This is a genomic window from Actinomadura luteofluorescens (assembly GCF_013409365.1).
Classification (GTDB): domain Bacteria; phylum Actinomycetota; class Actinomycetes; order Streptosporangiales; family Streptosporangiaceae; genus Spirillospora; species Spirillospora luteofluorescens.
In genome coordinates, this window is sequence record NZ_JACCBA010000001.1 from 8,564,577 (window position 1) to 8,579,364 (window position 14,788).

At 67.5% G+C, this 14,788-nt stretch carries 14 protein-coding genes and 3 pseudogenes; 9 read left to right on the forward strand and 8 right to left on the reverse strand.

Going from position 1 to position 14,788, the window contains the following annotated elements; translation table 11 throughout:
• Nucleotides 1-14: 14 nt before the first annotated feature.
• The 3 genes from BJY14_RS39430 to BJY14_RS39440 all read right to left on the reverse strand — a co-directional run bounded on the left by BJY14_RS39430 (nt 15) and on the right by BJY14_RS39440 (nt 5,698).
• Nucleotides 15-2,957 (reverse strand): helix-turn-helix transcriptional regulator, encoded by a 2,943-nt coding sequence (locus BJY14_RS39430; RefSeq protein ID WP_179848251.1) that lies wholly within the window; start codon nt 2,955-2,957, stop codon nt 15-17.
• A gap of 777 nt (nt 2,958-3,734) precedes the next feature.
• Nucleotides 3,735-4,310 carry a dihydrofolate reductase family protein gene (locus BJY14_RS39435; RefSeq protein WP_179848252.1) on the reverse strand — a complete coding sequence of 192 codons (576 nt, stop codon included), beginning with the start codon at nt 4,308-4,310 and terminating at the stop codon, nt 3,735-3,737.
• A gap of 803 nt (nt 4,311-5,113) precedes the next feature.
• The gene (locus BJY14_RS39440) at nt 5,114-5,698 is read right to left on the reverse strand and encodes a carboxymuconolactone decarboxylase family protein (RefSeq protein ID WP_218905794.1); all 585 of its coding nucleotides are present in this window, start codon (nt 5,696-5,698) and stop codon (nt 5,114-5,116) included.
• Nucleotides 5,699-5,841: 143 nt separating this feature from the next.
• On the opposite strand from BJY14_RS39440, the pseudogene BJY14_RS39445 reads away from it, so the two are divergent.
• Nucleotides 5,842-5,973, forward strand: a pseudogene (locus tag BJY14_RS39445) (IS481 family transposase); the annotation flags it as partial.
• A 400-nt stretch (nt 5,974-6,373) separates the two neighbouring features.
• On the opposite strand, the gene BJY14_RS47915 reads toward BJY14_RS39445, so the two are convergent.
• From BJY14_RS47915 to BJY14_RS39460, 3 genes are all read right to left on the reverse strand, one after another.
• Nucleotides 6,374-6,607, reverse strand: a complete 234-nt coding sequence (locus BJY14_RS47915) for a transposase (protein ID WP_179848253.1) — start codon at nt 6,605-6,607, stop codon at nt 6,374-6,376.
• 120 nt (nt 6,608-6,727) lie between these two features.
• On the reverse strand, nt 6,728-7,474 hold the full coding sequence (locus BJY14_RS39455; RefSeq protein WP_179848254.1) for an alpha/beta fold hydrolase: 747 nt from the start codon (nt 7,472-7,474) through the stop codon (nt 6,728-6,730).
• 125 nt (nt 7,475-7,599) lie between these two features.
• Complete coding sequence (locus BJY14_RS39460; protein WP_179848255.1) at nt 7,600-8,163, reverse strand: YybH family protein; 564 nt, start codon at nt 8,161-8,163, stop codon at nt 7,600-7,602.
• A gap of 164 nt (nt 8,164-8,327) precedes the next feature.
• Between BJY14_RS39460 and BJY14_RS39465 the strand changes: the two genes are divergently transcribed.
• The 6 genes from BJY14_RS39465 to BJY14_RS47925 all read left to right on the forward strand — a co-directional run bounded on the left by BJY14_RS39465 (nt 8,328) and on the right by BJY14_RS47925 (nt 12,120).
• Nucleotides 8,328-9,443: a serine hydrolase domain-containing protein gene (locus tag BJY14_RS39465; protein ID WP_179848256.1), complete on the forward strand. Its 1,116-nt coding sequence runs from the start codon at nt 8,328-8,330 to the stop codon at nt 9,441-9,443.
• Between the two features lie 97 nt (nt 9,444-9,540).
• Complete coding sequence (locus BJY14_RS39470; RefSeq protein ID WP_218905795.1) at nt 9,541-9,972, forward strand: GNAT family N-acetyltransferase; 432 nt, start codon at nt 9,541-9,543, stop codon at nt 9,970-9,972.
• A gap of 343 nt (nt 9,973-10,315) precedes the next feature.
• On the forward strand, nt 10,316-10,780 hold the full coding sequence (locus BJY14_RS39475) for an SRPBCC domain-containing protein (protein WP_179848258.1): 465 nt from the start codon (nt 10,316-10,318) through the stop codon (nt 10,778-10,780).
• Between the two features lie 56 nt (nt 10,781-10,836).
• Nucleotides 10,837-11,163, forward strand: coding sequence for an ArsR/SmtB family transcription factor (locus BJY14_RS47920; RefSeq protein WP_376770062.1), 327 nt, complete (start codon nt 10,837-10,839; stop codon nt 11,161-11,163).
• 55 nt (nt 11,164-11,218) lie between these two features.
• Nucleotides 11,219-11,764, forward strand: a complete 546-nt coding sequence (locus tag BJY14_RS39485) for a pyridoxamine 5'-phosphate oxidase family protein (RefSeq protein ID WP_218905797.1) — start codon at nt 11,219-11,221, stop codon at nt 11,762-11,764.
• 44 nt (nt 11,765-11,808) lie between these two features.
• Entirely contained in the window at nt 11,809-12,120 is a 312-nt protein-coding gene (locus BJY14_RS47925; protein WP_179849919.1) for an aldehyde dehydrogenase family protein, read from the forward strand.
• On the opposite strand, the pseudogene BJY14_RS47930 reads toward BJY14_RS47925, so the two are convergent.
• Nucleotides 12,113-12,304: pseudogene (locus BJY14_RS47930) on the reverse strand (ABC-three component system protein); the annotation flags it as partial. The gene BJY14_RS47925 and the pseudogene BJY14_RS47930 overlap by 8 nt on opposite strands.
• On the opposite strand from BJY14_RS47930, the pseudogene BJY14_RS39500 reads away from it, so the two are divergent.
• Nucleotides 12,251-12,868 (forward strand): annotated as a pseudogene (locus tag BJY14_RS39500) (aldehyde dehydrogenase family protein); the annotation flags it as partial. The pseudogenes BJY14_RS47930 and BJY14_RS39500 sit on opposite strands and share 54 nt — an antisense overlap.
• Here the strand turns inward: BJY14_RS39500 and BJY14_RS39505 are convergent.
• Nucleotides 12,856-13,260: a hypothetical protein gene (locus tag BJY14_RS39505; protein ID WP_179848261.1), complete on the reverse strand. Its 405-nt coding sequence runs from the start codon at nt 13,258-13,260 to the stop codon at nt 12,856-12,858. The pseudogene BJY14_RS39500 and the gene BJY14_RS39505 sit on opposite strands and share 13 nt — an antisense overlap.
• An 861-nt stretch (nt 13,261-14,121) precedes the next feature.
• Here BJY14_RS39505 and BJY14_RS39510 point away from each other — a divergent pair.
• Nucleotides 14,122-14,352: a helix-turn-helix domain-containing protein gene (locus tag BJY14_RS39510; protein ID WP_179848262.1), complete on the forward strand. Its 231-nt coding sequence runs from the start codon at nt 14,122-14,124 to the stop codon at nt 14,350-14,352.
• The last annotated feature ends 436 nt before the right edge of the window (nt 14,353-14,788 follow it).

Sequence of the window (14,788 nt, forward strand, 5' to 3'; positions counted from 1 at the left end):
CGACACCTGAAGGTCTAGGCCGACTCCTCGAAGATCCGAAGCCGGTGCGCCATGGCTGCGGCTTCGCCCCTGTTCGCGGCGTCCATCTTGGTCAGGATCCTGGAGACGTGCACGCTTGCCGTCTTGGTGGAGATGAACAGCTCGTTGGCGATCTGCCGGTTGGTCCGTCCCAGCGTGACGAGCCGCAGTACCTCGCTCTCCCGCGCGGTCAGGCCGAGTTTCGAGCCGACGGTCTCCGACTCCTCGTCACCGGCGGGCTCGGCCAGCGACAGCTGCGCCCGGTTCGCCAATGATTCCACCGCCCCTAGTAGGCGCTGGGAGCCCAGGCTCCCGGCGATGTCGGCCGCTCGCCGCAACTGCTCTGCGGCGGCCGCCCGGCTGCTCCTGGCGAGAAGGCCCTCAGCCGAGTGGAGCAGAGCCCACGCCAGCGGGTACGGCTGGGGGGCGAGCTCCCACGCCCCGAGTTCCTCTTCTCTGGCCCGCCATCTGTCCGACGTGGGCGCCAGGGAAGCGGTGATCGCGGCGCACCACGCGCGGTCGGCATCGCTTCTGATCGGCGTGTCCGCCACCGTCCCCTTCAGGGTCTTCAAGGCGCCGTCGCGCGGCTGCGGGTGCAGCCGTGCGGGTAGCAGCCTCGCCCGGACGTCGGCCTCGGCGAGCGCCCGTGCTCCTACGGCGAGCATCGGCCACGCGCGGCTCGGCGACAGGTGGGCCGGGTACGCTTCGAGCGCGTCGAGGACCGTGTTGAGGGCGGAGCCTGCCTCTCCCTGCTGCAGCAGAACGGTGGCCTCGAAGGTCGCCTGTCGGAACTGGTTCGCCGGGGTTTCGAACTTCCCGTCGAACAGACCGCGGATCTCGGCGAGCAGGCGGGCAGCCGACTCGGTATTCCCGCGGGCGGCAAGGATCTGCCCCTGGACGGCCAGAAGTGTGGCGCGGTACGCCCGCGGAGGCTCGAGGTCGAGGGCGTGGGAGAGAACTTCGACCGCCTCGTCCCACATGCCGGACGAGAGGAGCGCCTCGGACAGGCACGCCGCGACACGGACTCCGAGCGTTCGGGCGAGCCCGACCTCGGCCGCTCGCCGCACGCCGACCCGGCCGGTCTCTGCCGCCGCCGCGTGATGTCCGAGATCTTCAAGGACCGAGGTCTCATTGATGTAGGCCGTGATGACGAGCGTGGGCGCCCCGATCCGGTCGGCCAGTTCGCGTGCGGCAGCGAAGTCGGCTCTCGACGCCTCGAGGTCGTCCTCGGCGACCAGCCCCGCGAGCGTGATGCCCGCGTTCGCCTCACTGTAGGCGTCGGCGGTCTCGTGGGCCAGCTTCAACGCCTGCTCTGAGAGATCGCGTGCTTCCCTTGTCTCGCCTTCGGCCCAGAGGCGCTGTGCGAGATGGCTAAGGAGGCGGGTCCGCAAGGGACTCGGAGGTGACTCGGGCAGGAGGCGCAACGCCGCCTCCAACTCGCTCGTCACACCGGCGACGCCGAGCCGCGATCGGATACGTGCTCGCCGTTCGAGAATCTGTGCCTCCAGACGGGTGTCACCCTCCGCCCTGGCTGCGTCGAGCGCGTCCGCTGCGAGCGACATGCCGAGGTCGATGTAACCGCTGTCGTCTGCGGCTTCGACGATGTCGCGCAGCACATCACCCCTGCTGACGCCGATGATCTTCGATGGGTCGTCGACCAGCTGCCAGAGTTCAAGGACGCGCTGGAGCATCCGGAGGCGTTCGGGGTGGGCGAGCAGATCTCTGCCGTCCCGTGCGGCCTGCCAAGTCGCGGCCAGGGCGGGCACCGGCTCCCCGGCGGCCGCCCAGTGGCGGGCCACCTCCCCTGGAGCGTGGCACAGCACTGGCGGCGCCAGTGATGGATCTCGTTCGATCGCCTCGGCAAAGCGGCGGTGGAGACGCCTGCGTTCCCCGGGGAGGAGGAGCCCCTCGTAGACGGCCTCGACGATGAGCGTGTGCCTGAAGCGGTATCCGTCATGATCTGTGGCCAGGATCCGCTGGTGCACTGCGGGCCGGAGTGCTTCCTCAAGATCGTCTTCTGAGAGCTCCGACACCGCGCTCAGGACGTTGTGCCCGACCTCTGCGCCGCCGACGGCGGCGACACGGAGGACGCGCTGAGTGGGCGCGGGAAGCCGCTCGACCGGAGCGATGAGCAGGTCGCGGATCTGCCCTCCGGGAAGCTCCCCCGGCGAACACTGCAGCAGGGCCTCTACGAACAACGGATTTCCGCAACTGCGGCGCATGATGTTGTCGAGTAGCGCCTCTTCGGGGCGACGTCCCAGCAAGGCCGCGGCCTGAAGGGCTACGGCCGCGCGTGGCAGCCCCTCCAGCTCGATCTGGAGGACGTGGTCGCGCTGCCGCAGTCCGGCCAACGGCCCCCGCAGCGGGTGGCCATGGGGAAGGTTCCGATACGTGATGATCGTGAGGAGGGGCGACTCGGGCGCGTTACTGACGACGTAGGAGAGTAGATCCCAGGTGGACTGGTCGGCCCAGTGCACATCCTCGACCATCAGCACCACCGGCTTCTCCCGTGCCAGCTTCTCCAGGAGAGTGAGGAATGCGTCGAACATCCGTGCCCGAGTGCCCTCGTACGGTGGCAGTGGCTCGGCGAAATCGGGCAGCAGCCAGGCCAGGGCGTTGACGACGGCCGTGGTGAGACCGGACCGTAGCGTGTCCAGACCGACCTGCCGGACCAGCGACCGAAGCAGACCGACGAAGGGCGCGTAGGACGGTGCGTCGCCGAGATCGAGGCATCCGCCGACCAGGAAGGTCGCGTTCGGGGCCGTTTGCTGGAACCGGCGGAGCAGCGCCGACTTGCCGATCCCAGGTTCGCCCGTGACGAACACCGCTCGTGGCACGCCCCGGCGGGCCTCCGCATACGCCTCTTCCAGGACCCCGACCGCCTCGCGACGCCCGACGAACGGAGGAAGGCACTCTTGGTCGGTTTTGCTGACCTTCATCGCGGCTCACTTCTAAGTCGGGCGCAGAGCATGTGGTCCCACCCGCGTTTGCTCCCGGCCGCCTCCAGCCCCCTCGCGGTGCTCCGATCTAGTTCCGTCGCACGGCTCAAAGCCCGTCGATTGCCTCGATCGCTACGCGAACTATGCTATACCGCTGTTTTCGCCCAGGCCATGTTGACCAAACGTTCTCTGGCTGAGGCCGGACCGAGGTCCAGGCTGCCGACCTGTGGCGCCAATCGGTCTCACCGTCTCGGACGCGTCGGAGTTAGGGCGCGTCTCGAGTGCTGGTCAGCCAGTCGTCGATGCAGCGATGTGGAGGGCTGCCTGGTGGCAGACGGCAAGCTCGTTGTATCGGGTGGCCGCGGTGCGGTGGCGCTTGAGGAGGTTGATACCGCATTCCACGGCGTCCCGCCCCGGCCGCTCAGCAGTCTGCGGTGTGGCTGACCTGGTCGGCAGGCTACGGAATCGTCGCACCGATCCCGCGCCGGCACAGGTAGGCACAGTTGGCGCGAGAGGAGTATGCCTTGTCGGCCCGTACTCGCGTTGGCCGGTCCGACTTGACGTATAGACAACGACGTCAGGGGCGCATCCGCTCGTACAGTTCTTGGTCGTGCGCGAAGCGGCGGGCAGGCTCTCCTGAACTCGGAATAACCAGGGGAGACTGAGTGCGCTTAACAGTGCCCTAACCACTTACCGGTCGTGTTCCATTCTGTCGGCAGTTACCCGAGTACGTATCCATCGAGCATTCTAGCCGCGAGGAGCAGGCTTTCTGGTCGGTTACTTAATCGTGTAGACCAGGCTCACGAGGCCGTCGGGGAGTTGCTTCACCCTCTGCAGGTCGAGTGAGTGCCGGTGTTCTATCGTGGCAAAGAGCGCCTTCGCCTCACCGGCAATGAGCGGATAGATGATGAGGCGGAGCTCGTCCAGCAGCCCCGCGTCCAAGAGGCTCGCGGTGAGGCGCGCACCGCCCATCAGGTAGATGTCCTTTCCGGGCTGCCGTTTGAGGTTGGCGATGTCGTCGGTTCCGCCGATGAAGCGGGTCTGCTTCCACTCGGAAGTGGTGACGGTACTCGACATCACGTAGTGCGGGGTCTCTGCAGCGAAGCGAGACCATTCGAGCTCGGCCGGCGTGGGATTTACACCGGTTAGCGGGTGAGGCTGGTCTGGCTGGTTCTCGATCGCGGTCCAGTACTGCTCATAGCCGGGATACATGCCGCCCCCGATCACGACCGCATCGATTTGCGGTGTCAGGCCGTAGTCTTCCGACCACGCCGACACCCAGTCCGCAAAGCCCTCTGGCCCCTCCACCTTTGAATCGAGGGACACCTTCAGTCCGGCGATCAATTTTCGCATGTCTATCCTCCTGGCAGGAATCGCAGGGTCAGGTTCAGAACTAGTTTGTGCGGCGGGCACGTCGCGCCCCAAACTCTGCTGTGACACCATTTCGCTCCTGGCTGGTTCTCGTCACAGTTCGGACCTTTCGATGCACTAACTGCAAGCCCGGCCCTTGTATTGGGACCGTATTCAGCCAGGTGCGACAACGATATGCTTGTAACGTGCATATTTTGGCGACGCGCTGGCCATCCACAAGAGGCTCGGCTGGCAAGTGAGCGGCGCTTTCATGCTGCCAATTCAACAATAGCCTATTCAGCGGTACGGCGCCACCATTCAAACGCTTGTGGTGATTGTCCTCGTGATGATTCGGTTCTTCGAATACTTCTTACCTGCGCCTGCGGCCCCTTTTCTCGGCTCTCGTCGGCGCAGGTGATGGGAGGACACTGGAAAGCGGCAAACGATCACACATGGACGGAAGATGGACCGCCTCCGGTCCGGTCCTCCGGTTGTGGAGTGGAGTTGTCTGGGAACCGCTCCGCCAGCAGGAGGCCTTCGTGTCCCACGCTTACGCTGCCTGACCCTCGCAGCCGATGGTCCGCACGATTGTTCACCTGCGATGCAAGCCGCGGCTGGGTCCAGCGCGGATCGTCTGACACCTGAACATGCCGGCCTCGGCCGTCCACGCCGCGCTGACCAGATGCTGCCTCAACCGGCTTCTCCAGATCGACCGTGCCACCGGCGAACCGATCCGCCGCTTGCGAACACGACCGGCCCGGCGCGATGGTCCACCTGGACGCTCGGCCTCCGCTATGCGGAGCCTCTTACGGACGGTTGGCCAACGGGACTTCACAGGCATCGGAGTAACCCTGCGAGGTGACGCCATGCGCGGTGTTGACCCGGCCAGCCAGGTTGGCGAAGCCGATGAACACCGTGAGCTCGACCAGCGCCGCCGGGCCAAGCTCCTTGAGCAGCCTCGCCGACAGCTCGTCGGTAACGGTCGTCGGCGTGTTGGTCATGGCCTCGGCGTACTCCAACACGGCCCGCTCCAGCGGCGTGAACACCGTCGTCTCGCGCCAGCGCGGAACCTGGCTCGCTTTGGCAAGGTCCAGGTTGTTGTTCAGCGCCATGAAGTAGTTGATGTCAAGACACCAACTGCAGCCGACCTGCGCCGCAACGGCCATGTGCGCGAACGTCTTGAGGCCCGCGTCCACCGCGCCCCACGTTCCCACTCTGCTGGCGAACTCCTGGTTCGCCATGGCCACCGCAGGGTTGTTGAACGAAATCTCCATGGGTTCGGGTACGGAACCGAGCTGGCTGAGCATGGCCTCCTTGAGCTCGACGGGAACCTCTGCCTTTGGGATACGTACAGTCACGATTTCCTCCTTGATGCCCGCATGTTCGACCATCAAGACGCCGCTGGACAGGCGGCTGTGACACTCGCTACGACATTAGTCCGCAATGTGATGACGCTCACATTCGCCCGGTGCTTCGACCAGGCGCAGCTCCTCCTGCCTCAGGAGAACTGCCTGATGACGGCTACCGCGACCGCCGCCGCACCACTAGCGGGTTCGACTACATCCACTCGGCCGTCGACGACCACACCCGCATCGCCTACAGCGAGACACCCCGACGAGAAAGCCGCCACCTGCGCCGCTTCCCACGGCGAAGAGCCGCCCTCTTCAAACTGGTCGGGCCAGGTACGCGGACGGCCCAGCCCGGTTCTGCGGATCGAAGGCCTGGACGACGTCGATTGCCGGGTGCCGCGGTTGATGTTGCAGGTAGCCACGGGGAGGGCCAGCGACAAGCCGCGCCTGTAGCGGCGGCAGGTGGATCTCGCTGGTCAGTCCGCCGCGGGACCGCGCGAGGGCTTGCCCTCCGGACGGTGATACCGGGTTGGTCCCCAAGTGGTCCCTTTGTGCGGCCGCCGGCGCCGTGCCGGTGAGGGCACGATGGTGGAGTTCGCGCGCGCACCGCCGACTAGCCCACCACCCCAAGAGCGTCGTCGTGGGCCTGGACGTGCGTCATTCGCCGGTTTCAGCCCAGCCCGCTCGCTGCCGGCGGAACCGCTGGTAGAGCTTCTGCTACGGCCCGAAACGTTCGGGCACGTCCCGCCAGCCCGCGCAGGTCCGGACCTTCCACCAGATCCCGTTGATCATCCGCCGCTGATCACACCACCGCTTACCGGAACCGGAAGCGACCGGCAGCAGCGGCTTGGTCCGCGCCTGGCGGCATCGGTCACCACTCTTCAGGACTCGTTCGACCGGCCCGCGCCCGGTCGTGGCCCGGTTCGCGCCCGGTCGCGCCGGAAAGATCATCGGGCCGTCGAAACCGCGTCCGCCCTGTTCAGCGCGACGTGGGACGGAACTGAATGAATTCAGACGGCCGGGAGCCCGGCAGAGCCGTGGGAGTGAGCGGCTGAGGGCGCCGGACGTGGGTCAGAGGCGGTCGGCCGTCGCCCGCGCCGCTTCCTGCTCCGTGGCCTCTGACTCGGCAGCCTCAAGGTGGGGAAGCAGAACCCGCAGGACGGCGGATGGATCCTCGATCATGGGCAGATGCCCGAGTCCGCGCAGGACCCGGTGGCGGCCCGCGCCTCCGGCCGCCATCCGCCGGCCGGCCTCCGGCGGGCACCCGGTGTCGAACTCGCCGGTGAGAACGAGCTTGGGGCACCGCACGTGCGGTGCCCACGCGGTCGCGTCGGACGTGTGCGCGGCTCGCAGCACGCGGCGGACCACCCGCTCGCCATGGGTGTTGGTCAGATGCCGGACGGTCGTGACGACCACCTCCGGAGAGTCCGGCGCCACCGCTTCGACGGCCAGGCGGTCGAACATCTCGTCTACCGTCATGGAGTCGAGCATGGTTTCCGGACCCGGTCCCCGTCCGCCCGGCGGCGCCTCACCGAGGGCGCTGCCCATCGCCGTCACCGACAGGGCCCTCTCCGGCAGCTCGGCGGCCAGGCAGAGCGCGATGGCCCCGCCGAGGGAGCCGCCGACCAGGTGGAAGCGATCGAGACGCAGGGAGAGCGCGGCGTCCCGGCAGTCTGAGACCCAGTTCTCCAGCGTGCAGGTCTCGTCGTCGTCCGACTCGCCGTGGCCCGGGAGGTCCACCACGACGCAGAGCCGGTCACGGGCGAGGGCCGGGACGAGCCCTAGCCAGCACTCCTTGCGCAGGTTGATCGGGTGCACGAGGAAGACCGGCGCGCCGCCCGCCCCGACCCTGGGCTCCGTGTCGCCGAGACGGCCGGCACCGACTGCGGCGAAGGCGACGTCATTGCCCCGGCGGGTCCGCAGAGTCCCGCAGCGGAACATGGTCAGTCACGCCCGTCGATGTAGGCCGAGTAGTCGGTGCGCATCCCCGTGCTGTAGGGGGTGTTGCCCAGCCCCCGGGCCTCGGCGGTGTCGTTCCCGGTCTTGGCCGGGGGGACCTCGTCGTCGGCCGGGCGGGTCGAGCAGTGGAAGTGCCACATCTTCCACTCCGGCCGCCCCTCCCCGTCGTCACGTTTGTAGACCTCGGTCGAGCGGTAGTTGAAGACGACGGGGATCTCCTCGGGCAGCGGGCTGCCGTCGTCGTCTCTGACGATCCACGACGGATAGACGCCCTCGGAGATCACGTAGGCCATGTCGCCCGACACGTCCAGCCGCATGACATGGTCCTCGCAGAGCCCCCAGCGGTCAGTCCGGGCGTAGAACGACCACAGGTTCGCCAGGTCGTCCACCCCGAAGTACGGGTGGTCGTTGAGGTTGAACATGATGAAGTCCCGTTTCCCCGGCGGGAACACGGTCCGCATCAGGGGGATATTGATATCGAAGTTCGAGTAGTACCAGTCGCGATGAAGCCGCAGTATCTGTTGTTCGTCGGATGCCAGGTCGTCCATCGGGATCCTCCACAGCCGTCGAGCGATGTGTAATTAGATTACAGACCAGTTGGCTCGATGGCCATACCCTGGCGGGAGGCGGCCTGACCACCCCTTGACGTGGGAGGGGATGCAGGTACGCTGAACTGTAATTTCATTACACCACCGCCTCCTGGAGGTCCACCGTGAGCGTCACCGGGTTCACTGCGAGCGGATACGAGCCGCTTCGGGACATCTTCGAGAGGCTCGTGGGCGATGGACGCGAGACTGGTGCGGGCCTGTCGGTGTGGGCCGGCGGCCGGGAGGTCGTCGGGCTCAGCGGCGGCTGGAGCGACACCGCGCGGACCCGCCGCTGGACCAGCGACACGTTGGTCCACACGTACTCGACCGCCAAGCCGTTCGCCGCCCTCACCGCCCTCGCCGCGGTCGCCCAGGGCGCACTCCCGTTGGACGGGCCCGTCGGGGACTACTGGAAGGAGTACGCGGCGCACGGGAAGGGCGACACGACGCTGCGGCAGATGCTCGTCCACCAGGCAGGGCTTCCGGCGTTCCCACCTTCGGCTGCGAGCCTGGACCTGCTGGACGACGACGCGCTCCGGCACTCCCTGGCCTCCGCGCAGCCCGAGTTCACGCCGGGTTCCGGGCTCGCCGAGCACGCCCTGACCTACGGGCATCTCATCGACGGTGCGCTGCGCGCGGGGGCCAGTGTTTCGCTGGAGCAGCTCTACAAGGAGACCGTCCAGCCGGAGCTCGGCATCGACGCCTGGTTCGGCGTGCCCGAAAGCGAACTGCCCCGCGTGGCCGATGTCGAACACGCCCTCCCCGGCGGACCGGAGCAGTTCGTGGCTGAACTCTGCCCCACCTACGACCGGGTGCTCGCGGTCCCGGCCGGCGCCCTGGAACCGGAACGGCTGAACTCCACCAGATGGCGCCGCGCCGTCTTCGGCTCGATCAACCTGCACGCCTCGGCCACCGCCCTCGCCGGCTTCTATGCGCACCTGACCAGCCCGGATGGCCCGGTCCGGCGGTTGCTGGGGGAGAACCTGCACGCCGAGTACCTCACGCCCCAGGTGTGCGGCCTCGACGAGACCATCGGCCTGACGGTGAACTGGACTCCCGGCTTCCTGCGCACCGACACCTTCATCGGCCTCGGCGGCCTGGGCGGCTCCGCGGCCTGGTGGTCGTTCCGCAACGACCACGCGGTCGCCTACGTCACCCGCCGGCTCCACGACCATTCGCGCGTCGCCGAGATAGCGATCGCCCTGGGCGACGACCTCAACATGGAGGTCACCTGTCAATAGGCCCAAGAGACCGATGTCCTTTGAACTCACTCCACGCGGGCGGTGACCAGCGATGATGTTGCGAAACGCGCGCCCCCACGAGGCGCCGGAGCTCGCCGTGCTCTGGCGGGCGGCATGGCTGGACGGGCACACCGGCCACGTACCGGACGAGCTGATGAAGGCCCGAGGTCCGGAGCACTTCTCCGTACACGCGGAAAAGTTCGTGGGGTCGACGATCGTGGCGACCGACGACGACGAGCTCCTCGGCCTGGTCGTTCTCGCTGAGGACACCGGAGAAGTGGTCCAGCTGGCCGTCGACCGCGCGGCGCGTGGATTCGGTGTCGGTGGAGCGCTACTGCGTTGCGCGGAGGAACGACTCTCGGGCCGGCATCGCAAGGCCCACCTCGCGGTGGTTCCAGGCAACACGCGAGCACGCCGCTTCTACGAGTTCCACGGATGGCGTGACGAAGGCCCAACGGTGTACAGGGCGCCCTCGACGGCCGGACCTATAGAGGTCCCCGTGCACCGGTACACCCAAGTCCTTGGCTGACCTGGAACTTGCCGCCCAGCAGCCGTGACCGCACTGCGCGAGCCGACCACTGCTTCCGTGGTCGGATCACGAACGGCTCGTCATAGGCGACGGCGGCGCATCTGGCCCGCGTCCTAATGGCGGCGGTCGAAGTGAGGCGATCACGGCCACGCTCGCCCCGCTCGCGGGCACGACGGGGGTCTGCCGGAGGATGTCCAGATCACTGCGGCACACCTTCTCCCTGTGGGAGATCGGCCTGGGAACGTCTGTGCCCCGCCCCCGGTAGCAACCAATGGTTGCGCATTTGGATCGAGTGTCGTACAGTCACACGCAACCAAAGGTTGCGTGTAGAAAGGGAGACGTGATGGACTACGGCAGGATCGAGCGGGAGCTCCACATCGAGGCCGCGCCCGAGGTGGTTTACCAGGTCATCAGTAAGGCCGAGCATCTGCGGGAGTGGTGGCCGGACGAGGCGGAGGTCGAGGCGGTGCCCGGCGCCCGCGGGGTGGTCTCGTTCGGTGACCCGAACGCACCGGATGCCAAGGTTGTGCCGCTGACGGTGGTGGAGGCCGACCCGCCCAGGCGGTTCTGCTTCCGGTGGGCCTACGGCCAGGGGGAGGCCGCGGAGCCGGCCAACTCGCTGCTGGTGACTTTCGAGCTGGTTCCGTCTGGGACGGGGACGCTGTTGCGCTTCACCGAGACCGGATTCCGCGACAGGGGCTGGCAGGAGGAGGTGCTGGTGGCCCGGTACGGCCAGCATGCCGCCGGGTGGGACCACTTCCTGCCGCGCCTGGTCGCCTACGCCGCCCGGACGGTGTCGAAGCCGTGAGCGGACCCGTCGACGACGACCTGTGGTCGGCGGTGGGAGACCCGACCCGGCGTCGGATGCTGGACCTGCTGCTGGCCCAGGGCGGCGGCACCGCGACCAGGCTGAGCCAGCAGCTCCCGGTCACCCGGCAGGCCGTCGCCAAGCATCTTGGTGTACTCGAACGGGTCGGGCTGGTTCATGCCACCCCGTCTGGACGCGAACGCCGCTACCAGGTCGACCAGACCCAGCTCGCCCGGGCCGTCGCTCAACTGTCGTCGGTCGGGGGCCTCCTGGGATGCCCGCCTGCAACGCATCAAGCAGATCGCCGAAGCGATCCAGCGCAGCCAGGGCGGCTGACCCCTTTCTCACCGATCGGTACGTCGCCATGCACGTGGCGACGCTGAACAATCGCGCCCACCCCTCAGGCAGGGCGCCGCGACGCAGGAAAGGCGGACGACCATGACCGCACCCATGACCGCAGCCATGAGCACCCAGGACATCACCGAGGTGATGAACAGGCCGTACGCGCGGGAGTTGCTGGCCTCGCGCATCCCCGCCCGGCTCGCCTACACCGGTCTCGACCGCACCCCGCGGGTCGTGCCGGTGGGCTACGACTGGGACGGCGCCCGCATCACGGTCGCCAGCGCTGTCAGCTCGGCGAAGACCAAGGCTCTGCAGGAGACCCCCAACGTCGCGCTGACCATCGACAGCGAGGACTTCCCGCCTAAGGTGCTGCTGCTGCGCGGCACCGCGCAGGTCGACGTCGTCGCCGGCGTCCCGGACGTCTTCCTCCGGGCATCGAGGAGGCGGATGTCGGACGACCACTGGCCCGACTGGAAGACCGGCGTGCACGCTCTGTACGACCAGATGGCGGTCATCACGATCACGCCCACCTGGGCCAAGCTCCTCGACTTCGAAACCACCATCCCCAAAGCCGAACACGACATGATGCACGCCCGCAGCCACGATGCATCAGTTGCCGATGGGGCCCTCCACCAAGGCTGACATCAGGCCGCCGCCGGCCATAGTCGGCACCCGGCGGCGGCCTGATAACCGGTGACACCGGCCCCACCAAGGCCGCCGGGCCGGCCGACGCCGCCGACGCCGTGGCCGTGGCCGTGGCCGTGGCCGTGGCCGCCGCCCGCGCCGCGTTCCCCGCATGGCGGGACCTCAACCCCGCCGAGCGGGCCGCAACACTGCGCCGCTTCGCCGACCTGATCGAAGCCCGCAAGGACCAACAGCCACAAGACCTGGATGCTGGAGGACGCCATTCCGGAGGTGCTCCAGGCCGGCCGCTTCATCGGTATCCTCATCCAACTCCAGGAGCATCCATTCAAACTCCCGTTCCCACTCGTCGATGAGTTCCGCCTCGAACCTCTCCAACTCAGGCATGCCGATGAGTTGCTCATCCAACCACTGGACGGTGTGCGTGTAGGCACGGAAGTAGTCGACAACTCGGCGGCAAGGACCCCGTGATCGGTCGCGCACAGCGCCTTCGTCAATTCGGGCCAGATCTGCACCTCGATGGAACGCGTCTACGTCCACCGCGCCATCGCCGACCGGTTCGTCGACGCGCTGGTGGACGCCGCGCGCGGGTACACCTACGGCGACGGGCGCGACGCGTCGACGGTCCTCGGGCCGCTGGTCGACCGGCGCCAGCGCGATCTGGTCCACGGGCACGTCCTCGACGCCGCCGCCAAGGGGGCGAGGATCCGCATCGGCGGGGAGGTGCCGGCCGGGCCGGGCTTCTTCTACCCGGCCACGGTCCTGACCGGTGTGGACGACTCGATGGCGGTCATGACCGAGGAGACGTTCGGCCCGGTCGCCCCGGTGCGGGTCGTCGACTCCTTCAAAGAGGGGGTGAAGCTCGCCTCGCGCTCACGCTTCGGCCTTGCCGCGACCGTGTACACCGGGAACCCCGACCACGTGACCGCGGCCCGCGCGATCCCCGCCGGGTTGCTCTGGGTGAACGAATGGCAGGGCGGCGGCCCCGGGCGGCTCTTCGAGCCGGCGAGGGACAGCGGTATGGGCGCCTGGGGCGCGCAGGCCGCCTACGACGCCGCGACCCGACCGGCGGCGATCCGCACCGCCCCGGTTCAGAGGAGCTGAGCGTGCAGTTCGTCAGCGGCGTCCCGCAGGAGCGACAGGACCTCGCCGCGCATGACCTCCGCGGAGAACCGCTCGTCCAGCGCAACGATGAGCGGCGGGTCGCGAGCAACTCCAACAGCCAGCCCTGGCGAGTCGACATTCTGATGGGCGCGGCCAAGCACAGCTTGACAAGCGCGCTGCTCGAAGCATTCGAAAACGGTCGGCGGCTTCCGGAAGCCGATCTGGAATACCTGTACCAGCCCGCCCCCGATGCCTGGCCGGAGCCCTTCCTCACGCGACGGCATAGCTTCGGAGAATGGCTGTACGGAGACCTTCTGGGGATCAGTCGGGCCGACAAGGTACTGCGAGGCGCCTACCACGCCGCCATGCCGCCCGTCGGCCGCGGCGAGCATCAGGTCGTCCCCGCGGTCCTCTCGCTCACCAACGCCTCCGAACTCGGCACGGTGTACCGGCCGGCCCAGGTGGCAGAGCTGTGTCCTTCAGGGTCTGCGCAATGCCCTGCTCACCTTGGCGGTGGAACAGGAGTTCCCGGTTGGCGATCTCGCTTTGGCGCTGAAGGCAGGGCAACGCTGCATGCCCGACATGAGCTTCGACAGGCTGCCGGCCAGCGGTGGCAGGAAGTTCGTGTTGGTCTCAGAACGAGGTCATCCAGGCGTTCTCCGAGGCGTGGGGACTGGTACGCATCCCCGCACCCGAATCCCGGTACACCGTGTACTTCGGCGACAGGTCGTTGTGGCACACCACCTCACCCTCGCGGCAAGATCCGTCGCGGCCGTCAGGTCGTGAAACTCCCGGACCAGCACGGCGACCCGTATCAAGCTCTGGTCGCTGTCGACCCGGGTCGACTGAACCTGCTCCCACGCAACATGGCCGTCGAGGAAACTCAGCACCTCCCGCCCTTGTTCATCGATCCCCCCAAAACCGCGGGGCGCCTTCCCACCCGGCTCGCTCTAAAAGACCCAGCAACCGGTGCACAAACTCCGCACGAGCAGCAGGCCGTCGGCGCACCGTGTCACCCACGCGAACGCTCCCACTCACGAACCCGCCAGGCAGCGAAACCTCAGCCACCGCACTAGTCTCCGTTACTGCTTCCTCACAACAGAACATTCCCTATCGCTCCGACGCTCCACTCGTGAGTGTCACGCACAGGTGCGGCCTTCCCGGCGGCGACGGGCGCATTTGACATCGGCTGATGCTTCGCAAGACCAGTTCACTCACAAGGACCAAGAACTCCTGGACCTGGAGGTCGACGTATGCAACCGCTGAAGAACGCCGAACTCGCCGAACTCCCCACCGTGGTCGACATCAACACCGCAGCCCGAGCCCTCGACCTCTCCCGCACCTACGCCTACCAACTCGCCAAACAGAACCAGTTCCCCTGCAAGATCCTCCGCATCGGCACCTGCTACCGCGTCCCCACAGCAGCCCTACAAGCCCTTCTCAGCTCCGACTCATCGGAGCACTGCTCCTGCCAATCGCCTTGAGGAGGCAGCAAAGGCGGTCGAGCGCTGGGGGTGCAGAGCAGACCAGCTCTGAGGCAGACGGCCCGGCGATGAGGGTCCGGCCCGCTGGGAAGACGTGAGCACTGGCCGTCCGGGGCCGGGTCTGCGGATTCGGCTCCTCGGCCGAGCGGTCGCTGGAGTTGGGCGACGCGCCTGATACCGGGGCTGCGGAGGGGATGGAGGCCTGATAGCTCGGCGTGGCTCGGTTGAACACTGGAGAGGTCCCGTCGACGGTTCTCGGGTTTTCTGGTCCTGTGTGAATTATCCGGATGTGCCGGGGGAGACGGCTCGGTTCGCTAACGAACGGACAACGGCCAGTAGTTGCGGTACAGGAAGCGGGGCGGGGAATGAATGAGCCTTGGGCTCGCCCCGGGCTCGCCATCCGCTGTTGGTCTTGGGTACGGTGTCGGCCCACGCG

Coding starts and splice junctions, on each gene's coding strand:
- BJY14_RS39430 (WP_179848251.1), bottom strand. CDS start 2,957: ATGAAGGTCAGCAAAACCGACCAAGAGTGCCTTCCTCCGTTCGTCGGG.
- BJY14_RS39435 (WP_179848252.1), bottom strand. CDS start 4,310: ATGCGAAAATTGATCGCCGGACTGAAGGTGTCCCTCGATTCAAAGGTG.
- BJY14_RS39440 (WP_218905794.1), bottom strand. CDS start 5,698: ATGGTCGAACATGCGGGCATCAAGGAGGAAATCGTGACTGTACGTATC.
- BJY14_RS47915 (WP_179848253.1), bottom strand. CDS start 6,607: ATGATCTTTCCGGCGCGACCGGGCGCGAACCGGGCCACGACCGGGCGC.
- BJY14_RS39460 (WP_179848255.1), bottom strand. CDS start 8,163: ATGGACGACCTGGCATCCGACGAACAACAGATACTGCGGCTTCATCGC.
- BJY14_RS39475 (WP_179848258.1), top strand. CDS start 10,316: ATGGACTACGGCAGGATCGAGCGGGAGCTCCACATCGAGGCCGCGCCC.
- BJY14_RS47920 (WP_376770062.1), top strand. CDS start 10,837: ATGCTGGACCTGCTGCTGGCCCAGGGCGGCGGCACCGCGACCAGGCTG.
- BJY14_RS39485 (WP_218905797.1), top strand. CDS start 11,219: ATGACCGCACCCATGACCGCAGCCATGAGCACCCAGGACATCACCGAG.
- BJY14_RS39505 (WP_179848261.1), bottom strand. CDS start 13,260: ATGCTCGCCGCGGCCGACGGGCGGCATGGCGGCGTGGTAGGCGCCTCG.
- BJY14_RS39510 (WP_179848262.1), top strand. CDS start 14,122: ATGCAACCGCTGAAGAACGCCGAACTCGCCGAACTCCCCACCGTGGTC.